General features: G+C 60.9%; 17 protein-coding genes and 1 tRNA gene. 9 read left to right on the top strand and 9 right to left on the bottom strand.

What is annotated here, in order from left to right; translation table 11 throughout:
• Positions 1 to 8 precede the first annotated feature (8 nt).
• From nagZ to AC1D06_RS33960, 4 genes are all read right to left on the bottom strand, one after another.
• Positions 9 to 1,028: a beta-N-acetylhexosaminidase gene (nagZ, locus tag AC1D06_RS33975; protein WP_477990212.1), complete on the bottom strand. Its 1,020-nt coding sequence runs from the start codon at positions 1,026 to 1,028 to the stop codon at positions 9 to 11.
• 375 nt (positions 1,029 to 1,403) lie between these two features.
• Complete coding sequence (locus AC1D06_RS33970; protein WP_477990211.1) at positions 1,404 to 5,285, bottom strand: SPOR domain-containing protein; 3,882 nt, start codon at positions 5,283 to 5,285, stop codon at positions 1,404 to 1,406.
• A gap of 64 nt (positions 5,286 to 5,349) precedes the next feature.
• Positions 5,350 to 7,110 (bottom strand): arginine--tRNA ligase, encoded by a 1,761-nt coding sequence (argS, locus tag AC1D06_RS33965; protein ID WP_477878471.1) that lies wholly within the window; start codon positions 7,108 to 7,110, stop codon positions 5,350 to 5,352.
• A gap of 88 nt (positions 7,111 to 7,198) precedes the next feature.
• Positions 7,199 to 8,416 carry a deoxyguanosinetriphosphate triphosphohydrolase gene (locus AC1D06_RS33960; RefSeq protein WP_477878472.1) on the bottom strand — a complete coding sequence of 406 codons (1,218 nt, stop codon included), beginning with the start codon at positions 8,414 to 8,416 and terminating at the stop codon, positions 7,199 to 7,201.
• 152 nt (positions 8,417 to 8,568) lie between these two features.
• Here AC1D06_RS33960 and erpA point away from each other — a divergent pair, with 152 nt between their 5' ends.
• The 3 genes from erpA to xth all read left to right on the top strand — a co-directional run bounded on the left by erpA (position 8,569) and on the right by xth (position 11,566).
• Positions 8,569 to 8,898: an iron-sulfur cluster insertion protein ErpA gene (gene erpA, locus AC1D06_RS33955; RefSeq protein WP_477990210.1), complete on the top strand. Its 330-nt coding sequence runs from the start codon at positions 8,569 to 8,571 to the stop codon at positions 8,896 to 8,898.
• Between the two features lie 344 nt (positions 8,899 to 9,242).
• Entirely contained in the window at positions 9,243 to 10,670 is a 1,428-nt protein-coding gene (locus tag AC1D06_RS33950; protein ID WP_477990209.1) for a calcium-binding protein, read from the top strand.
• A gap of 104 nt (positions 10,671 to 10,774) precedes the next feature.
• Complete coding sequence (gene xth, locus AC1D06_RS33945) at positions 10,775 to 11,566, top strand: exodeoxyribonuclease III (RefSeq protein ID WP_477878509.1); 792 nt, start codon at positions 10,775 to 10,777, stop codon at positions 11,564 to 11,566.
• An 18-nt stretch (positions 11,567 to 11,584) separates the two neighbouring features.
• Here the strand turns inward: xth and AC1D06_RS33940 are convergent, their stop codons facing one another.
• From AC1D06_RS33940 to AC1D06_RS33930, 3 genes are all read right to left on the bottom strand, one after another.
• Positions 11,585 to 12,829 (bottom strand): zinc metalloprotease, encoded by a 1,245-nt coding sequence (locus AC1D06_RS33940; RefSeq protein WP_477990208.1) that lies wholly within the window; start codon positions 12,827 to 12,829, stop codon positions 11,585 to 11,587.
• 139 nt (positions 12,830 to 12,968) lie between these two features.
• Positions 12,969 to 13,613, bottom strand: coding sequence for a hypothetical protein (locus tag AC1D06_RS33935; protein WP_477878476.1), 645 nt, complete (start codon positions 13,611 to 13,613; stop codon positions 12,969 to 12,971).
• A 106-nt stretch (positions 13,614 to 13,719) separates the two neighbouring features.
• A tRNA-Leu gene (locus tag AC1D06_RS33930) sits at positions 13,720 to 13,804 on the bottom strand.
• A gap of 191 nt (positions 13,805 to 13,995) precedes the next feature.
• On the opposite strand from AC1D06_RS33930, the gene lipB reads away from it, so the two are divergent.
• The 5 genes from lipB (at position 13,996) to purB (ending at position 18,304) form a co-directional block, all read left to right on the top strand.
• A complete protein-coding gene (gene lipB / locus AC1D06_RS33925; protein WP_477990217.1) occupies positions 13,996 to 14,712 on the top strand; it encodes a lipoyl(octanoyl) transferase LipB in 717 nt (238 codons plus the stop codon).
• A gap of 61 nt (positions 14,713 to 14,773) precedes the next feature.
• Positions 14,774 to 15,451 carry a ribulose-phosphate 3-epimerase gene (rpe, locus tag AC1D06_RS33920; RefSeq protein WP_477990207.1) on the top strand — a complete coding sequence of 226 codons (678 nt, stop codon included), beginning with the start codon at positions 14,774 to 14,776 and terminating at the stop codon, positions 15,449 to 15,451.
• A gap of 218 nt (positions 15,452 to 15,669) precedes the next feature.
• Entirely contained in the window at positions 15,670 to 16,404 is a 735-nt protein-coding gene (locus AC1D06_RS33915; protein ID WP_477990206.1) for a DUF2259 domain-containing protein, read from the top strand.
• Complete coding sequence (locus AC1D06_RS33910) at positions 16,401 to 16,943, top strand: hypothetical protein (protein ID WP_477878479.1); 543 nt, start codon at positions 16,401 to 16,403, stop codon at positions 16,941 to 16,943. Before AC1D06_RS33915 ends, AC1D06_RS33910 begins: the two co-directional genes overlap by 4 nt.
• 59 nt (positions 16,944 to 17,002) lie before the next feature.
• Positions 17,003 to 18,304: an adenylosuccinate lyase gene (purB, locus tag AC1D06_RS33905; RefSeq protein ID WP_477878480.1), complete on the top strand. Its 1,302-nt coding sequence runs from the start codon at positions 17,003 to 17,005 to the stop codon at positions 18,302 to 18,304.
• Between the two features lie 51 nt (positions 18,305 to 18,355).
• Here the strand turns inward: purB and AC1D06_RS33900 are convergent, their stop codons facing one another.
• Together AC1D06_RS33900 and AC1D06_RS33895 are read right to left on the bottom strand one after the other, a co-directional pair.
• Positions 18,356 to 19,159: a DUF2189 domain-containing protein gene (locus tag AC1D06_RS33900; RefSeq protein WP_477878481.1), complete on the bottom strand. Its 804-nt coding sequence runs from the start codon at positions 19,157 to 19,159 to the stop codon at positions 18,356 to 18,358.
• 100 nt (positions 19,160 to 19,259) lie between these two features.
• Positions 19,260 to 20,888, bottom strand: a complete 1,629-nt coding sequence (locus tag AC1D06_RS33895; RefSeq protein ID WP_477878482.1) for a long-chain-fatty-acid--CoA ligase — start codon at positions 20,886 to 20,888, stop codon at positions 19,260 to 19,262.
• A gap of 124 nt (positions 20,889 to 21,012) precedes the next feature.
• Between AC1D06_RS33895 and AC1D06_RS33890 the strand changes: the two genes are divergently transcribed.
• Positions 21,013 to 21,591 carry an RBBP9/YdeN family alpha/beta hydrolase gene (locus AC1D06_RS33890; protein ID WP_477990205.1) on the top strand — a complete coding sequence of 193 codons (579 nt, stop codon included), beginning with the start codon at positions 21,013 to 21,015 and terminating at the stop codon, positions 21,589 to 21,591.
• Positions 21,592 to 21,742 lie beyond the last annotated feature (151 nt).

Here is a 21,742-nt window from a genome sequence, read left to right as displayed (position 1 = left end):
TGTCCGCCTCAGACCGAAGGTAGCAGCGAAGTGAACTCGCTTCGCACCGCCGCTTCATCGAGCCTGTCTGCCTGAGCGAACGCTGCCTCGACGCGGCGTGCTCTTTCCAGCGCCTTGCCCGCAAGCGGCTTGGCTTCCGCCACCACCTCAAGCATTTCCTCCATCTGGCCGTTGCAGTGAAGGACAATGTCGCAACCATTGGCAGCGATAGCGCGCGCCCTCTCCCTCAACGTGCCTGAAAGCGCGTTCATCGAGGAATCATCCGAGATCAACAGGCCGTCGAAGCCGATCTCGCTGCGGATGATGTCACGGATGACAATCTCGGACGTGGTGGCAGGAAAATCCGGGTCGATCGCGGTGTAAACGACATGTGCCGTCATGCCCATCAGCTCACCGGCAAAGGCCTTGAATGGCGCAAAGTCATGCGCGCGAAGTTCGTCGATCGGCGTATCGACCACAGGCAGCGCATGGTGGGAGTCGGCAAACCCGCGGCCATGGCCCGGCATATGCTTCATCACAGGCAGCATGCCGCCAGCCTTCAGGCCCTCTGCCGCGGCACGTCCCATCTCGGAGACAATCACCGGATTCTTGCCGTAAGCGCGGCTGCCGATCACGTCGCTGGCGCCTTCCACCGGCACGTCCAGAACCGGCAGGCAATCGACGTTGAAACCGAGCTTTGTCAGATCGAAGGCATGCAGCCGCGACATCAGCCAGGCGGCGCGCAGGCCCCTGTCGCGATCCTCTCGATAGATGGCGCCGAGATCGGCGCCGGAAGGATAGCGCGGGCAGATCGGCTCGCGGATGCGCTGCACGCGCCCGCCTTCCTGATCGATCAGGACAGGCGCATTGCGGCCACCGACAGTGTCGCGTAGCGAGGCGATCAGATCCTTGATCTGCTGCGGCTCGGGCGACAGATTGCGGGCGAAGAGGATGAAGCCCCAGGGCTGCTGGTCGCGGTAAAGCGCGCGCTCCTCGGCAGTAAGTTCGAGGCCGCCCACTCCCAAAATGACTGCTTGTGATTCGCTCATGAGACCGATGATAGAAAGAATGATCGAAAAGACGAGAATGGCACGGCTTGCGCCAACAGAAAAGGCGGGACCGATCGGCCCCGCCTTAGAGCCTTTCGTCACTAAAGGGAAGCATTCTGTTGGCTCAAACGGAGTCGGATATCAGGCCGGCGGGGGCGCGTCGTGGCCAACCCTACGGCCAAGCCGGCCGGCCTGATAGGCGACCCGTTTCAGCCAACCCGAAGGGCCGCGCATGTTTCCACCAGGAAAAGAGCGATCGCCTCGGCTGTACGTTTGGGTACGACCTCGACGATCGCTCTTTTCCTGACGAAAACATGCTCCGGCAGAATGCTTCCATTTAGCGACGAAAGGCTCTCACATGTCAAATGGCGTTCGTCACTTGGAGACGAGACAGCTGCCGCCGGCGGCCTTGTAGCGGCTGCAGAGTTCGGTGGCTTCCTGCTTCGTGCCGGCGATGACGCGAACACGGTAATAAGTACCCTTGTTCTTGATCGCTGCCTTGCGGATGTCGACATTATGGCCGCCGAGGACGCTGGCGAAGCGCGCCGAGAGTTTGGTGAAGGATTTCTGCGCCTCTGCCTCGGAGGGCAGCGAGGCGATCTGGATCACATAGGCCCCGGCCGGCGTCGCAGTCTGCGCCGGCTGATTGCTGGCCTGATCGGCGCTCGCCACTTCCTGGTTCTTGACATTGCCCTGCTCGGTCACGCGGCCGACAATGTCGACCGGCTGATCGACCGGGCGGTTCGCTGGAATGGGCGTCTTGCTCAGCGTCGCGGTCTTGACCTTGGTCGGCTGCACCCCATCGTCCGATTGTGTCGTATCGGTTGCTGCGGCCGGTTGATCGGCGGTCTTTTCCGTTGCGGTGTCTGTCGCAGCTGACGTGTCGGCCGGCTTGGCATCAGTCGCCGTGGTCGCCGTATCGACGGTCTTGTCCGCCGTGTCATCCGATGGCGTCGCGGCAGCAAGGTCCTGTGTCTTCACCGGCACGGTGTCCGGCTTGGCATCAGACGTGTTGTCCGTGGCTGTCACCGGCTGATCCGTCACGGTCGCGGCCTGGTCCGTGGTCGTTGAAGCCGCCTGGTCGGTGGTCGTCGCGGTCTTGTCCGCCGCCGTCGACGTCTGGTCGGTCGGGGTCGCGGACTGATCGGTCGCCGTGGCCTGATCCTGCGCCGGTTGGTCCGCGGTCTTGGCGGTATCCGTCGCCGTCGGCTGGTCCACCGTTACCGGCGTCTTGGCATCCGTGTTCTGTGTCGACGTGACGGTAGCGTCGGCCGGTTGCTTCGCCTGCGGGACAAAGGACTTGTCGGCATTGGCCTGGTTGATCTGCTTGGCGATGTCGTCATTGGCCGTCAGACGCTCCGGCACATCCTCGGCCGAAGCCGGAGCGATGTTGAGCGAACGGTCCTGCGATTGCTCGGCGGGCGTCTTGTCCTTGGCGGTGACAGGTTCCTCGTCGCGCGGCACCAGCGTGCCGTCCGAGCGCACGACCATGGTCCGCACCTTGCGCGGCGAGACRCTGTCGTTGGCCTGGTCGGTGCTGACATTCTTGTCCTGCTGGTCCGGCAGGAGGCGCGGATCCATGGTGTCGTTGGTGTCGGTGGCGGMCGCCTGATCGTCATCCTGCGGCAGTGCTTCCGGCATCAGCGTCTTCTGGACGACATCGACAGGCTCTTCGTTGGAGGTGACCAGGCGATCCTGCTTGGTGAGTTCCTTGGCCTCGCCGGAGACGCGGTCATAGACCGCCTTGTCCTGGTTCGGCACGATCTGGCCGCCACGTTCCTTCGGCTCCACCTTCACCGGGTCTTTGTCGGCCAGGATGATCTTCGGTTCGCCCGAACTCGCCAGCAACCGGCCGCTATGGCCCCAATAGGCATAGACACCCGCACCGCCGATCAGCACGAGGCCCGCCACGGATGCGGCGAGGACGAGAATGCGGCGTCCGGTCGAGCCTTCGCGCCGGCCGGTTTCGTAGGCGGCAGGCGTGAGCGCGACGCGATCCGGCGTGCTGGTTGCCCGGTTCTCCGACAGTGAGCGGCGGAAATCCTCTTCCAAAGCCCGTTCGAACTCATCGAGATCGGTTGCCGACAGTTGAGGGACCGGCTGAGCCGGTTGGCTGGCTTTTGCTGTGGAAGCAGCGGCACGTTCTGTCGGACGGGCGAAGATATGCGCCATTTCGGCATCGATATCGATGTCATAGTCCGGCTCGGACGGCACCGGCTGCTCGTCATGAGCGGCGGCCGGGGTCTCCGGCACATCCATTTCCGAGATTGCCTGGACCGGGTCCTCCTCGCTCGAAATCTGCGAGGGATCGAATGGCAAGGACGAATAGTCCTCGACGGCCTTTGGCTGCGGCTCGAAACGCCGCTCGGACGACACCGGCTGTTTTGCAGGGACGGCGACATCGGCCATAGCCGCAAGCGCTGCTTCGCTTGCCGTCACGTGATCCTCATGCAGCGCTGGCGCCACAAAGCTTTCGACTTCCATTTCGAGCATGTCGAGCTCGATTTCCGTCAGGTCAAGCTCGAAGGCGGCCTCGTCGAAGACCTCGTGGTCATCGTCACCGACATGACGGTTCGACGCAGCCTTGGCAGCCGGCTCGATGGATCTGGCAACAGGTTCGGCCGCTTTGACAACGGGCTCGACGATCGTCGCCGGCTCTGCAATCCTTGCAACAGTCTCGAGGCGGGGCGCAATGACTGCGTTTTCGACATCAGCCGCGGTGATCGACGGCTGAATCAGCGACATCGCCTCCGATGTCGGGGCCATATCGACAGCCGTCTCTGCCGGGATTTCAGCACGTGCAATATTTGCCTTCGGCTCCATCGTCGACGGGACAGTCAGGTTTGCTGCGGGCGCAGCCACCTGCCCCGCATCCGTCCGCCATGCGGCTTCGGCCTGCACTATCGGCTTCTGGACCTGAGCTACGGGTGCGATCTCTTGGGCCTGGGAAGCAGAAACAGCCTTGGCGATCACCGCCGGCTGGACCGGGAAGCGTTCGACATCGGCAAGCAATTCGTCAAGATCGATATCGGACTGCTCGGTTGGCTGGCGCGCCATTTCGACTGTCGGCTGGCGCTCGGATCGCGGCAAAACTTTGCTTTCCACAACCGGATCCATCGGCTGCAAGACGGTTGCAACGGCCGGCATGACAGGCTCGGCGGCAACGAAATCGTCGATAGCTTCATAAACGGCCGGTTCGGCATCGATGTCGAGGAGCATCGGCTGCGGCTCGGCCGCATTGTCGGAGGTCGCTGCCGCTTCGGTTGCGATTTCATCATCCCAACGTTCGCGGGCGGTCGACCCGACCTCGAACAGCGCCGGCTCTTCTGCGCCTTCGTCGACTGACAGAGATGCAAGGGGCGTCTCTTCACGGGCAAAAATCGAAGCCTTGGTCTCGTGCCAGCGGTCGGGATCGACCTCTGCCTCCATGGCGTCGAGCGCCGGCAGATCGAGAGCCGGTTCCGCAGCGACAAAGGGTTCGATGGCGACGACTGGTTCAAGGGGCGCGGCCGGCTGGGCCGCGGCCACAGTTTCCTCGGCAAACTCGTCACGGTAGGCGCGATATCGCTGATCCTCTTCGCGGCGGCCTTCGACGAATTCCGGCTCGACTCGGGCGGGCGTGGCAGCGACTGCGAGAGGTGCCGGCTTCCATTCGGGCTCGACGGCAGGCGCTTGCACCGGGACTTGGACCAGCGGTGCGGGAATTGCTGCCGCATTCGGCGCGCGGCGCGCATCGAAAGCGGCGAACTCCTTGAGGATTTCGTCTTCGAGATCGAAAACCGGATGCGAGACCGGACGGATCGGTTCGGTCGGACCGACGAAAGATGGCTGCGACACGGCACGCAGTTCCGGAACCGCCAGACGAACCGGCACTTGCGGCTCGACGGTCAGGATAGGCGCTGCGGCGGGCCCTTCGTCGCCGAACACTGTTTGGCTATCATAGGTGCCGTCATCTTGGAGCGCCTGCGCATCAAAAGCCGTCTCGGCGTCGAGGAGGCGCGGCTCGGGGGCAACTGCCGGTGCGGCCTGGACTTCGGGGGCGACCGCCGAAGCGGCCGGCTCCTCATATTGTTCGAATTCCTTGAGAAGCTCGTCCTCAAGGTTGAATTCCGGCTCGCGGCGGGCGCTGAACGGTTTTGGACGCGTCTCGCCCTGTGGTTCGAAACTTGCGATTCGCGCAAGAGCCGCCAGCGGATCGTCGTCCGCAAACAGATTGTCATCGGCATCCTGCTTCAGCGAAAGCTGTTTATCTGCCATTCTCACCACTCAAAAAACGCGCCCGGAGCTTACCTGCCAGAGCATTATGGGGAAATGGTGACAGCTATCGCATTTCTTCCGGAGCCGACGTTCCGGTTATTGACAAACCGGATTTCAGCACTGCAGCGACAGCACGCACCAGTCCAAGCCTGGCCATCGTTAATTCTCGGTTCTTATCGTTAACAAAACGTAAGTCCGAATTGTCATTGCCTTTAGACCAGAGACTGTGGAACGCGTTCGCAAGGTCATAGAGGTAATATGCTATCCGATGCGGCTCCATTGCCCCGGCCGCTGATTCGATCACCCGCGGGTATTCTGCCAGTTTTGCGACAATCTGCAAATCATTGGGATTATCGATCAATTTTTCGGCATAGGAGGCGAGCGTAGCATCCGTCGTATCGATGTCCGGAAATGTTTCCATCGCCTTACGGAAGGCGGAGCAGGTGCGGGCATACGCGTACTGCACGTAGAAGACCGGATTGTCGTTGGACTGCTCCGTCACCTTGGCGAAATCGAAATCCAACGGCTCCAAATTCTTGCGGTAGAGCATCATGAAGCGGACCGCGTCCGAACCGACTTCGTCAACCACTTCACGGAGCGTGACGAAATTGCCCGAGCGCTTCGACATCTTCACCGGTTCGCCGTCGCGGTAGAGTTTCACCAACTGACAAAGCAGCACCGTCAGCTTGGCTGCCCCCCCGGAAACCGCCCGCGCCACCGCTTCCAGGCGCTTGACATAGCCGCCGTGGTCGGCGCCGAGCACATAGATCATATCGGTGAAGCCACGATCGTACTTGTCCTTGAAATAAGCAACGTCGGCGGCGAAATAGGTGTAGCTGCCGTCCGATTTGATCAGCGGACGGTCGATGTCGTCGCCGACTTCGGTCGAGCGGAAAAGGACCTGCTCGCGATCCTCCCAATCCTCAGGCACTTGGCCCTTGGGCGGCGGCAACGTGCCACGATAGACATGGCCCTTGTAGGTCAGGTCGTTGATGGCCGAGAGAATCGGCCCACCATTGCCGGCGTGCAGGGTGCGCTCGGAGAAGAAGACGTCATGATGGACGTTGAGCGCGGCGAGGTCCTGGCGGATCATCTCCATCATCGCATCGATGGTACGATCCTTGACGATCGGCAACCAATCGGCTTCGGTCATGCCGCGCAATTTTGTGCCGAATTCCGCTTTCAGCGCTTCGCCGACCGGAACGAGATAGTCGCCTGGATAAAGACCTTCCGGGATCTCGCCGATGTTTTCGCCCAGCACCTCGCGATAGCGCAGGAAGGCCGAGCGGGCGAGCACGTCGACCTGCGAGCCGGCGTCGTTGATGTAATATTCCTTGATGACGCCGTAGCCCGCGACTTCCAGCAGATTGGCCAGCGCGTCGCCGACCACGGCGCCACGGCAATGGCCGACATGCATCGGACCGGTCGGATTGGCCGACACATATTCGACATTGACCTTGTGGCCGGCGCCCATGTTGGAACGGCCGAAGCCGCCGCCCAGCCGGATGATGCGGCCGAGGAAGCGCTGCCAGTAGACGCCGGCGAGCCGGATATTGATGAAGCCCGGGCCTGCGACGCTGACCTCGGCGATATCCGTATCGGTCTGCAGGTATTTGATGATCTCGTCGGCGAGCGCGCGGGGTGCCATGCCCATCTGCTTGGAGAGCACCATGGCGGCATTGGTGGCGAGATCGCCGTGGGCGGGATCGCGCGGGGGCTCGACCACGACACGGCTCAGGTCCGCGTCTTCACGCTTGTCGGCGGGGATCACCTTGTCGCTCAGGATCGCCTTGATACGGCTTTCGAATTCCGCAAAGAGGTTCATTGCATATTCCTTCCGGTGGCCGGACTTTTTCCTTCCGGTGACCGAATTTGGGCCGGTCGCTCGGGATCTGTCGGGAGTCGGCGGCTGCCTATCGCAAATCCGGGGTATGGTCAAACAGGCGTCGGTGGGCGGCGATCGCATAAGTATCGGTCATGCCGGCGAGATAATCGCCGACATGACGCGCCTTGACGTGTTCGGGCATATTGCGGATCGTGTCGTACCAGTAATGGCTCTGCATCTGCTCGGGATCGGCCATGAAGGCATGGTAGAGATCGGTGACGATCTCAGCTGCCCCGGCCCTGATCCGCATGATATCCGGATGGCGATAGATATGGCGGAAGAGCAATTGCTTGATCTGCCGATCGGTCTCGGCAAAGGCCTCCGAGAAGGTGATGAAGGTGATGTCGGCCCTGCGGATATCCTCGACCGTTTCAGGATGGACATCGCGCAGGTTACGCTGCGCCACACCGATCACGTCCTCGACCATGCGGGTGATCTGGCGGCGCATGATTTCGTGGGTGAAGCGGCTGGCCTCCAACCCAGGATAACGATCCTGCACTTCCTTCATCAGGCCCGAAAGGAAAGGCACCTCTTCCAGCATCTCGAAGGTCAGGTAGCCGGAGCGCAGACCGTCATCGATGTCGTGCGTGTTATAGGCGATGTCATCGGCAATCGCGGCGCATTGCGCCTCGAGACTCGCATAGCTGTCGAGTTCCAGATCGTGGATCGCGGTATAGTCGAGGATCGGCTGCGGCACCGGGCCACGCGTGCCGTTGCCATCTTTGTCGAGCAGCGGGCCGTTGTGCTTGACGAGGCCTTCAAGGCTCTCCCATGTGAGGTTCAGGCCGTCGAATTCGGCATAGCGGCGCTCCAGCTTGGTGACGATTCTGAGCGACTGAGCATTGTGGTCGAAGCCGCCATAGGGTTCGAGCACGGCATGCAGCGCATCCTCGCCGGTATGGCCGAAGGGGGTGTGGCCGAAATCATGCACCAGTGCCACGCCCTCGGCGAGGTCCTCGTCGATCTTCAACGCCCGGGCGAGCGCGCGCGCGATCTGCGCCACCTCGATCGTGTGTGTCAGCCGGGTGCGATAATGGTCGCCGTCGTGGGCGATAAACACCTGGGTCTTATGCTTCAGACGGCGGAAGGCGGTCGTGTGGATAATGCGGTCGCGGTCGCGCTGGAAATCGGAGCGGGTCGGGCTCGATGACTCCGGATAGAGCCGACCGCGCGTCTTCCACGGGTCGGACGCGTAGCTTGCCAGCGCGTTCGTCCCGAACCCCAATGCCTGCCTATCAATCTCCATGCAAAATCAATCCACCATTGACGCGAACTTCAGGTCTTCATACCTATAGTGCTGCGCCAATAAAAGCATGACGTTCTACGCGCCATGATTTTTCGCGTGCTATTAAGGCACTTGCCGTCGGACCTTGAACCCGATTGGAAAGGACAGAAGTGATGACAACCTCGATTTCGCTCACCGAAGCGGCTGCCCGGCGCATCGCCGCCATCGTCGCCAAGGACGGCAAGAATACCGCACTGCGCGTCTCCGTCGAGGGCGGCGGCTGTTCCGGCTTTTCCTACAAGTTCAACCTGGTCGACGACCGCGCCGACGACGACATCGTCGTCGAGAAGAACAATGCGCGGGTGCTGATCGACTCGATGTCGGTCGTCTACATGGACGGCTCCGAGATCGATTTCGTCGATAATCTGATGGGCCAGTCGTTTCAGATAAAGAATCCGAATGCCGTCGCAAGCTGCGGATGCGGCACGAGTTTTGCCATCTGAACATCAACCTGCGGCGACAGGTCGCAGTGACAGCTGGCCGAATCTCGTCGCTGCCGGCTGCGGGAAAGCATTGTTCGACAGCCTGCGATGAATTATAGTCTCGCTTGGGACATCCTGATGATGATCAGGGCGGGCTAACAGGGTCCGCCTTAGCGTGTGTCCTTTCGCATGATTTTCTGCCAGCAGACAACGATGCGCCAGACCGAGCGCAGCGTTCTTGACATGTCGACAATGTCCGCATGCTGCGGCGGCATGGCTACGGCCAGCCCTGACGTCGCCCAATCAAGCTTGGGAGGACAGTCATGACAATTCTGACTTACGATTTCAGCAAGTCCTATCGTGGCGTGACGCACACGCAGGAATACTACCAAGGGCTCGCGCCGCAATTGTTCGGGAGTGGCGTCGGCTATAACGGCTACGCCCTCGCTCACTATGTGCACACGGCGGTACTGCACCATCCCGATGTCAATCACACGACAGAGACGATTGACGATCGCCCTGTTTTCCATCTCGAAAAGACAGTTGCCGAAGACTTGAGCATCCCCACCGCACTGGTTCTGGCTCTTTCACCGACCAGCCACTACTACGATTTGTGGCAGCATCTGCCCGGCAATCCGAACGAGATGTCTTTACGTGTTTCAGCCGACGTCTCCCCACCGCCAAAGTGGAGCGACTATATGAAAACCGACTATTATGGGAACAATGAAACCGATTCCGGCTACGGCGCGGATCTGCAGAAATACCTGACCGCCCTTCTCGGCTGGGAAGCCGGCGACGGGTGGCTGACCTCGAACGGCGCAGACGTTCCTAGAACGGACGCAGCACTCAGAGAAGGCAACCAGACGCTGGGGAAAATTCATGCGGACAGCGCTCTCGATCCCAATTCGTTCCTCGACATTGCCGACGTCCAGGCGGTCGTAAAAGGCAGCCAGCATGACGATACTCTGGAAGGCGGCAAGCTCGACGACAAACTTTACGGCAACGATGGCAAAGATTCCCTCAGTGGCAAAGATGGGAAAGACTACCTTGACGGTGGATCGGGAGATGATGACGTTGTTGGCGGGGACGGAAACGATCGCGTGCTCGGCAGTGCCGGCAAGGATGTGCTTGATGGCAATGCGGGAGATGACCGTCTACAGGGCGGCGACGACGACGATAAGCTTTTTGGCAATGACGGAAAGGATCGCCTCCAAGGTGGAAACGGTGACGACGTTCTTTATGGCATGAATGACGAAGATAACCTCGCGGGCAACGATGGCACGGACCGCCTTGATGGTGGCAAAGGGAATGACAATCTTCAGGGTGGGAATGATGCTGACCAGCTTGCCGGCGACAAGGGCGATGATGAGCTTGACGGTGGTAATGGCAACGACAAACTTAGGGGTGAAGGAGGTCTCGACACGTTGCGCGGCGGCGCCGGCAATGATCGCCTTGAGGGAGGAACGAGTTCCGACGATCTCTTCGGCGGCGCGGGCGCCGACCAGTTCGTGTTCACGGACCGCGACAACATCGACGACATCGAGGACTTCGCGCATGGCGACAAGATCGTTCTCTCCAAAGCTGCTTTCGAAAACATCGGCAAGATAGACGCCGATACTTTCCATGCCGGTCCCCATGCGGACGACGCGGGCAATCGCATCATCTACTGGCACCATGTCCTCTATTACGACGCCGATGGCACGAAGGACGGAGACCAGGGCTTCCAACAAGTCGCTTTCGCACGGGTCGTGAATGGCGCAGCGCTGAGCCATTCCGATTTCCTCCTTGAATGACAGCAGCCGAGACGCTAGGCCTTTACCTCTGAAAACAATTGATGGATCGGATCAGGCTGAACCGCTCGGCTCAGAAATCCGGACCAGTATCGACGGTGCAGGCCATGAAGATCGCCACCTGGAACATCAACGGCGTCCGCGCCAGGATCGAAAATCTGACCGCCTGGCTAAAAGAATCCGATCCTGACGTGGTCTGCCTGCAGGAGATAAAAACCCAGGACGAGACTTTTCCGCGCGAGGAAATCGAAGCGCTCGGCTATCACGTCGAGACGCATGGCCAGAAGGGTTTCAACGGCGTCGCCATCCTGTCGAAGCTCAAGCCCGACGAGGTGATGCGCCGCCTGCCAGGCGACGATACCGACGAGCATGCCCGGTTCATCGAGGCGGTGTTTTCGGTCGAGACCGGCGTGGTGCGCGTCGCCAGCATTTACCTGCCGAACGGCAATCCGGCCGACGATCCGGTCAAATATCCCTATAAGCTCAACTGGATGGCGCGGCTCGAAGCTTACGCGAGAGAGCGGCTCGAACTGGAGGAGCCGCTGGTGCTCGCCGGGGACTACAACGTCATTCCCGAGCCGCATGATTGCTGGGATCCCAAGGTGTGGGAGAGTGACGCGCTCTTCCTGCCGCAGACACGTTCCGCCTTTCGCCGAATCGAGAATCTCGGCCTGACGGACGCCGTGCGCGCTTCCACTGACGGCGTGCCGGTCTATACGTTCTGGGATTACCAGGCGGGCGCCTGGCAGAAGAATTTCGGCATTCGCATCGATCATCTGCTCTTGTCGCCGGAGGCAGCCGACCGGCTGGTCTCGACGACGATCGAAAAATATGTTCGCAGCTGGGAAAAGCCCTCCGACCATGTGCCGGTGGCCGGCTATTTCAATTTCGAAGCTTAATGCGGCACCGCATCCGACCTACCTGAACAGGTGGTCGCAGGCATAGATCAGGCCATAAGCATGGATCGCCAGTACGGCATAATAGCCGAGGCCGGCATGCAGTCGTTCGCTGACGCTCATCTCGTCCAGCGCCTCACGAGGCTTGAACGTGTTGTTGCTGACCATGCTCATCAGCGCCATGACGGCCAGCCCGCCGAGCATCGCGTCGAGCGGCACCCCGATGCGATAACCGGTCCAGAGAATGCCAGCCGTCACCAGAAAGGTCGCGCCAAGCAGTCCGTCCTGAGTCGGAAAAACCTGCCGAAGCACCTGGCCGCCGTCGAAGCGCGACATCGGCAGGAGGTTGAGCAGGTTGAAGGCGCAAAGGACCAGCATGAAGATCAGCATCGGGCCGGCCGCGGCTCCAAGGCCGACATGGGCTGCCACCAGGATCGGCACCAGCAGCGCGGAGAAACCCGCCCCCATCAACGCACAAACGGCAACCTCGAACAAGCTGTTATACGGACGCCCGCCGATGGCGATGCCGCCCAGCATCGGGATGAAGATCATCCGGACACGTTTGTGGCCGAAGGTGCGGTAGGCCACCATATGGCCGAGCTCGTGCAGCGCAATGACAATGGTCAGCGTGGTCGACAGCATCAGGCCCCATGGGCTCAGGCCAAAGAACGGCCAGAGCATCAGGGTCGAGAGGATGGCCAGCATGATCTGGGTCAGCGGATGCTCGAACATGCCGCCGCGTGAGGCCGTGCCGGTGCGCAGGCAACTATCGAGCTGGTTCAATTCACGGCGAATCATGAAGAAGCGGAACAGGAACATGGCCAGGCCGCGATAGCGATCGGTCTGCTCGACGATCAATTCGGCGCCGCCGGCTGCCGGCGCCACCACGCGCCGCTCATGAAAATTCGCCCAGACGGATGGGTCGAGCGCGCTGTCCTCGACCACGCGCGCATCATAGGCATGCGCGCCGGCCATTTCGCTCGTGTCGAGTGCGAGCGTGCGGCGGATCGGCTGGCCGCGGCGGTCGGAATGGACGAAGCGTTGCACCACCCGCCCCTCCTCCGGCGCCGGCTCGCTCGACAGGACGGCCGGCGACCAGGATGCATCGCGGCCAAGCGGATAGACCATGTTCCAGATGCGCTCGGGATTGGCGCTGAACACGCGTCGCATGCGGATGGTCCTGAAGCCAAGCGGTGCGGCCAGAAGCAGCCAAAGCAGGCCGAGATTGACGATCAGCAGCAGGAGTGCAGGAGCAGATAGTGTCATGAACTGGAACCGGAGCTGTTGCCGATCCCTCAACATTAGCGAGCCGTCATTAACAAGCCGCGCCGGAAATCGCGCGATATTTAAGCAATCCGGGAATGACATTCGAATTGAAAAATATCAATTTCGAGCAAGATCAATGTCATGCAACAGAGGAATGAACGACCGGATTGTAACCCGCGCGGAACACACCGACATATGGTCTGGGCGTCAACACGGTCACGCGCGCCCCGGATTTTGCCTGCAGCGCGTCACTATAGCCAGACTGGCTCCAGCGCATGAGCCTGCCTCGCCACGCAAGCCGCGGCACATCAGGGGTATCCGCAAAGGTCACCATGACGCCATCGGGAAGGTCGCCAAGCTCAGCCTCAAAGGTCTTCTTGGCGTGTTTTTCACCTTCCCGCGCAGTATGAACCGCTTTGTCGATCTCCGCGGCCGGCACGAAATGGTCGAGCTCCAACCCGTTCGCTTCGTTCCAGAAACGCTTGAACCGCTGGAAATCCCGATAGCGGCATTGGGCACAGGGCCGATGACCAGCCGAAAAGGCAGTCGCTTCGTCAAGGAAGAACAGCGGATAATAAGTGCCCCTGCGATCGAATTCGATTCGCCCGCCCCGCTTCGGCGTCAGCGTGCAGCAGATCCAGGCTTTCACCGCCCAGGGACGCTTGCCGAGATTGCCATCGTGCGCATGAATATCGCCGCGATTGCCGAGAAACATGCCCTTGGCGGACGTCGCATCGAGGGCGCCGAAGGGCGAGACGCGGTTTTGGCGTGGATGAGGGATCATCGCGTTGCTTCCTACCTGGAGGGCTGGGATTAGCAGGTATAGCGGCCACTTTTCGGCAGTGTCCGACGCGCGAACATAAAAAAACCCGGCCGAAGCCGGGTGTTTTTGGTGCGGTCGAGAAGACTCGAACTTCCACGGGTTGCCCCACAGCGACCTCAACGCTGCGCGTCTACCAATTCCGCCACGACCGCATCGTGGTAGGCCGGTTGGTGCCGGCGGCGCAGCATTTAGCAAAAGGATTCCCGGCACACAAGAGCGGCCCTGAATATTTTTGTCGCAATTTCCGTGAGGCGGGATTTGCCGCTGGCTGCCATCGGCTTTAGCCTTGCGGAGTCGGCGGTTTTTCTCCACATAGGGGCAAAGACAGCGAATAATGACCGCCATGGATCGCGCCTCCCTGATAATTCCCATGCATGCCAGCGTCGGCTCGCCGCCGATCCGCTGGCGGATTTCCGATGGGCTCGTGCCCTATGACGAGGCCGTGCGGCGGATGGAAGAGGAAGTGGCGAAGATTGCCGCCGGCGAAGCCGACGAGCTTATCTGGCTTGTCGAACACCCGCCGCTCTATACCGCAGGCACCAGCGCCGATTCGAAGGACCTGTTGTCCCCGGACCGATTCCCCGTATTCCAGACCGGGCGTGGCGGCGAATATACCTATCACGGCCCCGGCCAGCGCGTCGTCTACCTGATGCTCGACCTCAAGCGACGCAAGCAGGATGTCAGGGCCTTCGTTTCGGCACTGGAGGACGTGGTGATCGGCACGCTCGCCGATATGAATATCCGAGGGGAACGGCGCGAGGATCGCGTCGGCGTTTGGGTGCAAAGGCCGGAGCGCGCTGCCCTGCCGGACGGCTCGCAGGCCGAGGACAAGATTGCCGCGATCGGCATCCGGCTGCGCAAATGGGTGAGTTTTCACGGCTTCTCACTGAATGTCGATCCGGAGCTCGATCATTTCTCCGGCATCGTGCCCTGCGGCATCTCGCACTATGGCGTCACCAGCCTGGTCGATCTCGGGCAGTTGGTGATGATGAGCGATATCGACACGCTGATCCGCGCCAATGTCGAACGTGTGTTCGGGCCGGTGCGGACGGACATGTAAACGCGATTGCCCGGTCTCTCGGGCGATGCTATTGCCTCGGCAAATCCCGGGAGATTTTCTTATGACCAGGCCGATCCGCATAGCGCCCTCGATCCTTGCAGCCAATTTCGCCAAGCTTGGCCAGGAGGTCACGGACGTGGTCGCTGCCGGCGCCGACTGGATTCATCTCGACATCATGGACGGGCATTTTGTGCCGAATATTTCCTTCGGTCCTGATGTGATCAAGGCGCTTCGCCCTCTGACCGACGTGACTTTCGACTGCCATCTGATGATTTCGCCCGCCGATGCCTATCTCGAAGCTTTCGCCAAGGCAGGCGCCGACATCATCACCGTGCACGCAGAAGCCGGCGTGCATCTCGACCGTTCGCTGCAGACGATCCGCAATCTCGGCAAGAAGGCCGGTGTGGCAATCAATCCGGCGACTCCGGAAAGCGCCATCGAATATGTGCTCGACCACGTCGACCTCATCCTGACGATGAGCGTCAATCCCGGCTTTGGCGGTCAGAAATATGTCGAGGCGGTGACCGACAAGATCCGCAGGATCCAGCAGATGATCGGCGATCGGCCGATCGAGCTGGAGGTGGACGGCGGGATCGCGGCCGATACGGTGCATGTGCCGGCGAGCGCCGGCACGAATGTGTTTGTCGCGGGGTCGTCGATTTATAAGGGCGATGGAGTTGATGGGTATCGCGCCAATATCGATGCCATTCGGCAGGCGGCGGAGATGGGGCGGGGATGAAGCGCTTTCGTTTTGCTTCGCGGTTTACCCCCCTCTGGCCTGCCGGCCATCTCCCCCTCAAGGGGGGAGATTGGCTAGAGGCACACTCCTCGCACATAAATCACCGTAGCGTTCCAGGCACTCGGCTTACATACGATAGCCAACCTGTGAATGTGGCAAGGCAGTGCCCCATCCAATCTCCCCCCTTGAGGGGGAGATGCCCGGCAGGGCAGAGGGGGGTGAGCGGCTGGCTCAGTGCGCTCGCATTTGCCGCGACAGTATCGTTCAGCGCCACCCCCGCCTTTGCCGGCGATACCGCTTCGCTCAACGTCCTCGGCTATTCCCCCGACGGCAAAGTGTTTGCTTTCGAGGAATACGGCGTGCTGGACGGCTCCGGCGGAGCCTATTCCAACATCTATTTCATCGATACCGCGGCCGACAAATTCCTGGCGGGAACGCCGATCAAGCTGCAGGAAAAGGATGAAGGCGGCGATTCCATCGCCACGGTTCGCACGCAAACGCACAACAAGGCGGAGGCGCTGATCAGCCAATACAAGCTGGTCGACGATCCCGGTGTCATGGTCGCCTATAATCCGATTTCCGAAGCGTCCAGCGATCCGCTCAAAGTGCGCTATTACGAATATATTTCCTCGCCGCCGCGCAGCCAGACGGACACGCTGGAGCTCAAGCCGAGGGAATTTCCGCCAAGCACCGATTGCCTCAACATGACCGGCAACTATACCGGCTTCACGCTGACGCTGACGGAATATCAGGGGGCTTCGACCAATGTCGTCGTCCACGAGGACAAGCAGGTGCCGAAGAGCCGCCGCTGCGCCAATGGCTACCGGATCGGCGCGGTGATCACCAGCGAGGGTCGTGGGCCGCAAATGGCCATGATCCTGGTCGACATGTTCGGTTTCGAGGGCAACGACCAGCGCTGGCTGGCGGTACCGGTCAATCCGGACGGCAAATGACAACGGCGGTGGAGGCGACGCCGACATCCTCGTCCGGACTGTTGTCCCGGCTCGGGCGGCGATTGCACGGCGCCATCCCCTCACCTGCCACGGTGCTGTTCGGATCCGCCGCATGGGGCCTGGCGATGGCGCTTTCGGCCGTGATCGGACTTTATTGGCGTGAGGAACTGATCCTTCTCTCGAAGCTGGCAGTGATCTCGATGTTCTTCTACGGGGCAGCGGTCGGCTTTGCGCCGGGGCTCTGGCTGGCCGAACTGGTCTGTGGCAAAGCAGGCCAGGTTACACGTTTCATTGTCGGCACGATCATCCTGGGACTTGCGACACAGACCGCCACCGCTACCATTTTCGCGCTGCAGTACCGGGTCTTCTATGCCTATTGGCATGCGCCGTTCCTCACCGTCGTCTGGTGCTACCAACAAGTCTTCACCACAGCAAGCGCGGTTTATCAGTTCACGGTCGACAGCGAATATGTCTATGTCCCGCTTGCTCCGCTCGCCCTTCTGCTGCTGGGAGTCTGGTTTGCGCGGCGGACGCATTGAGATTGCCGGCAGCATTTGTTAGAGGGGCGCCTTAAGCGTCACGGAAGGACACTGCCCTCATGATCCCTCGCTATTCCCGCCCCGACATGGTCGCCATCTGGTCGCCGGAGACCAGGTTCCGCATCTGGTTCGAGATCGAGGCGCATGCCTGTTTCGCGCTCGCTGAGATCGGTGTGATCCCGAAGGAAGCCGCGCAGAACATCTGGGAAAAGGGCAGTGCCGCCACCTTCAACGTCGCCCGCATCGACGAGATCGAGGCGGTCACCAAGCATGATGTCATCGCCTTCCTCACCCACCTTGCCGAATTCATCGGCCCCGATAGCCGCTTCGTGCATCAGGGCATGACTTCGTCGGATGTGCTCGACACCTGCTTCAATGTCCAGCTGGCGCGCGCCAGCGACATCCTGCTGGCCGATCTCGACAAGCTGCTCGACGCGCTGAAGCGCCGCGCCTTCGAGCATAAGGATACGGTCACCATCGGCCGCAGTCACGGCATCCATGCCGAGCCGACGACCTTCGGCGTCAAACTGGCGCTCGCTTATGCCGAATTTGAGCGTGCACGGGCGCGGCTGGTGGCTGCGCGCGAAGAAATCGCCACCTGCGCCATTTCCGGCGCCGTCGGCACCTTCGCCAATATCGATCCGCGCGTCGAGGAGCATGTCGCCAAGGCACTCGGCTTGCTGCCGGAGCCGGTGTCGACGCAGGTGATTCCGCGCGACCGGCATGCCATGTTCTTTGCTACGCTGGGTGTCATAGCCTCCTCGATCGAGCGGCTGGCGACGGAAATCCGCCACCTGCAGCGCACCGAAGTGCTGGAGGCGGAGGAATATTTCTCGCCCGGCCAGAAGGGTTCCTCGGCGATGCCGCACAAGCGCAACCCGGTGCTGACGGAGAATCTGACAGGCCTTGCCCGCATGGTCCGCTCTTTCTCGATTCCCGCCATGGAGAATGTGGCGCTCTGGCATGAGCGCGACATCTCGCATTCCTCTGTCGAGCGGATGATCGGGCCGGATGCAACGATCACGCTTGATTTCGCTCTGGCGCGGCTGACCGGCGTGATCGACAAGCTGCTGGTCTATCCCGAGAACATGATGAAGAACCTCAACAAGTTCCGCGGACTGGTGCATTCGCAGCGCGTGCTTCTGGCGCTAACCCAGGCCGGCGTGTCGCGCGAGGATGCCTATCGGCTGGTGCAGCGCAATGCGATGAAGGTCTGGGAGGAAGGCAAGGATTTCCTCGAAGAACTGCTGGCGGACAAGGAGGTTCGGGCGGCTCTGTCGGAAGCGGACATCCGCGAGAAATTCGACCTTGGCTATCACACCAAGCATGTCGACACGATCTTCAAGCGGGTATTTGGCTGACCGGCCCATCCAGGCCGGCCAGTTGTCTGCTTATCTCAGGCGGACCGTCCGTTATAGCGCGGCCGGCCCAACCAGCTTGCGATAGAGGTGCCAGGTGGAATGACCGAGCACCGGCAGCACGACAGCGAGGCCGGCGAAAACGGGGATGGAGCCGATCACCAAGAGCACCGCGACAATCAAGCCCCAGGCGAGCACGGCCACGGGATTGCGCAGAAAGGCGCGGACCGAGGTCTGCATGGCGCAGACGGCGCCGACATCACGCTCCAGCAGCAAGGGAAATGTGACGACCGAAAGTGCCAGCGTGATCAGAGCGAAGACCAGTCCCACGAGGTCGCCCCAGAACATCATCTCCCAGCCGGCCCTGGTGTAGAGAACATTGTGTATGAAGGTGCCGATCGATGCCGGTGGCATGTCGCCGAAATAGGCGTGATGGATAGTCTGCGCGACCTTCAGCCAGGCGATGAACAGCACGAAAAGCGTGGCGGCGGCGGCGAAGATGGAGAAGATCGCCGGCGAGCGCCGCACCTCCAGCGCATGCTGCCACGACGTATCGAGCCCCATCTCGCGTCGGCGGCTGATCTCATAAAGGCCGATCGCTGCGACCGGGCCAAGAAGCGCGAAGCCGGAAGCCAGCGGGAACATCAATGGCAGGAGATTGGCGCCGGCGCTCCAAACCATCAGCACAAAGCCGGCGAGAGGGTAGAGCAGGCAGAGAAAGACATAGTGAGATGGTTTTTCGCGGAAATCATTCCAGCCCAGGCGGAGCGCGTCCAGAACATCCAGGATGCCGATCTGCTCGACCTCCGGGCGGACAATCGTCCCCTCCGCATTGGCGACCACATGAAATGCACTCATGACGGAACCTCCAATCGGTTTGACTCCCGGCATGCACCGATCGTCACGCGTCATTATAGCGCATCGACCCCACTACGTCGCGCAAAAAACCCCCTCAGCACTAACAGTCGGGAAACCGATAATCCTGCATCTGCAACCTGAGTTCGGTCTTGAGGATCTTGCCGGTCGCCGTATGCGGAATGGCGTCGACGAACACCACGTCGTCGGGCGTCCACCATTTGGCACATTTGCCCTTCATGAATTCGAGGATTTCATCCTTCGACGGCTGCCTGTCCGGCTTGCGCACGATGATCAGCAACGGCCGCTCCGCCCATTTCGGATGCGAAATGCCGATCACCGCGGCCTCGGCGACATCGGGATGACCGATGGCGAGATTTTCGAGCTCGATCGAGGAAATCCATTCGCCGCCGGACTTGATGACGTCCTTGGAGCGGTCGGTGACCTGCATATAGCCTTGTACGTCGATATGGGCGACATCGCCGGTGTCGAACCATTGCTCGTCGTCGAATTGCTCCGAACTGCGGCCCTTGTAATAGGATGCCGTGACCGCAGCGCCCCTCACCTTCAGCCGGCCGAACGTTTTACCGTCATGCGGAATTTCCTTGTCATCGTCGTCGGTGATCTTCATTTCCACGGTGAAGAACGGCAAGCCCTGCTTGGCGACGATATCGAGCTTTTCTTCCGCCGACAGGCTTTTGTGCTCGGGATTCAGCTTGGAAATGCTGCCGATCGGCGACATCTCCGTCATGCCCCAGCCATGCCAGACCTCGACGCCGTATTTTTCCGCGAAGACCTGGACGACCGCTCTCGGTACCGCCGAGCCGCCGATAAGCACCCGGTCAAGGTCCGGCAGGCTGCCACCTTCCTTTTCCATATGGGCGAGCAATGCCATCCATACCGTCGGTACGGCCAGCGAGAAACTCACCCGCTCGCGCGTCAGCATCTCGTAGATCGACTTGCCGTCCAGGCCCGGGCCAGGCATGACGAGACGGGCGCCCGCCATCGGCGCCGAAAATGCCGTTGCCCAACCATTGGCGTGAAAGAACGGCACGATCGGCATGACCGTATCGGCACAGCCTATGCCGTTGACGTCGGGAGACAGCACCGCCATGGCATGCAACACGTTCGAGCGGTGGGAATAGACGACGCCCTTCGGATTGCCCGTCGTGCCCGACGTATAGCACATGCCGGCCGCGGTCCGTTCGTCGAAGTCATGCCAGGCGAAATCGCTATCGCTCTCGGCAAGCCAGTCCTCATAGCAGGCGACATTGGCGAGCGTGGTTTCGGGCATATGCGCTCGATCCGTCAGCACGACAATCTTGCGCAGTGTCGGCACCATGGGCGCGATCTTCTCCATCAGTGACACGAATGTCTTGTCGACGAACAGCAGGCTGTCTTCGGCATCGTTCATGATCCAGACAAGCTGCTCGGGAAACAAACGCGGATTGAGCGTGTGATAGACAGCGCCAATACCGGTAATGCCGTACCAGGCTTCGAGATGGCGCCAGGTGTTCCAGGCCATGGTGGCGACCCGGTCTCCGGCTTTGACGCCTTCACGCTGCAGCCGTTTGGCGAAGGCGAGCGCCCGAATCCTCGTGTCGCGATAATTGGTTCGATGAATGGGACCCTCGACGGACCGCGATACGATTTCCCGGTCGCCATGGCAGTTTGCGGCGTGATCGATCACCTTATGGCAGAGCAGCGGCCAGTCCTGCATCGTTCCAAGCATGTTTTCCTCCCCAGGCATGTTCTTGTTATACGCGGCACTCTATGCTCCGGATGCCTGCTGACAAGCGGTTTGTGTGGGCAACGTCGTTCTTGACATCGCGGCCGGTCTTGCACATTTGAGGGCTATGAAAGCATCAGAAGCAGATATTCTTTTCATTCCCGGCCACGGGAATTCCGGCGTCGATCATTGGCAGACGCGCTGGCAAACGAAACTGGCATCGGCACGGCGCGTCGAGCAGGACTCCTGGCATGAACCCGTCAGAGAGAACTGGGTGCGGACGCTCACCGATTCCATCAATGCCGCCCGCAAACCTGTCGTGCTGGTCGCACATTCGCTCGGCATCAGCACGGCACTGCATGCGCTGCCCGCATGCCCCGGCAAGGTCGCCGGCGCCTTCTTCGTCGCCCCGCCCGATCTCGCCGATCCCAGCCGGCTGCCGCCCGGGCTGGCGCCTGACCGCTTCCATTCATTCGGCCCGTATCCACGAGAGCCTCTGCCGTTCCCGTCGATGACGGTTGCGAGCCGCGACGACCCCTATGGCACCTACGAGCATGCCGGCGATATCGCCAATGCCTGGGGTTCATTCCTGGTCGATGCCGGCAATTCCGGCCATATCAATGTCGAGTCCGGTCACGGCCCCTGGCCGGAAGGAACGATGGTGTTCGCGCAATTCCTGTCGCGGCTGAAACCCATCACGGCATGAAATCGGCATAGGGGGCGATCGTATATGATCGCACCCCTGCCACACCACCCGGCATGCGGGTCCGCACCGGGCGGTTCGAGAGATTGAGGTCAGGTGAGTCTGGGCATTCCGAGTTGGTCTGCCCATTTGATCGTGAGGACGGTGTTGAGGA

It is taken from the genome of Rhizobium sp. P2_G2 (genome assembly GCF_056403555.1).
The sequence above is the reverse complement of the archived record's forward strand: the minus strand, read 5'-3'. Positions and strand labels throughout refer to the sequence as shown.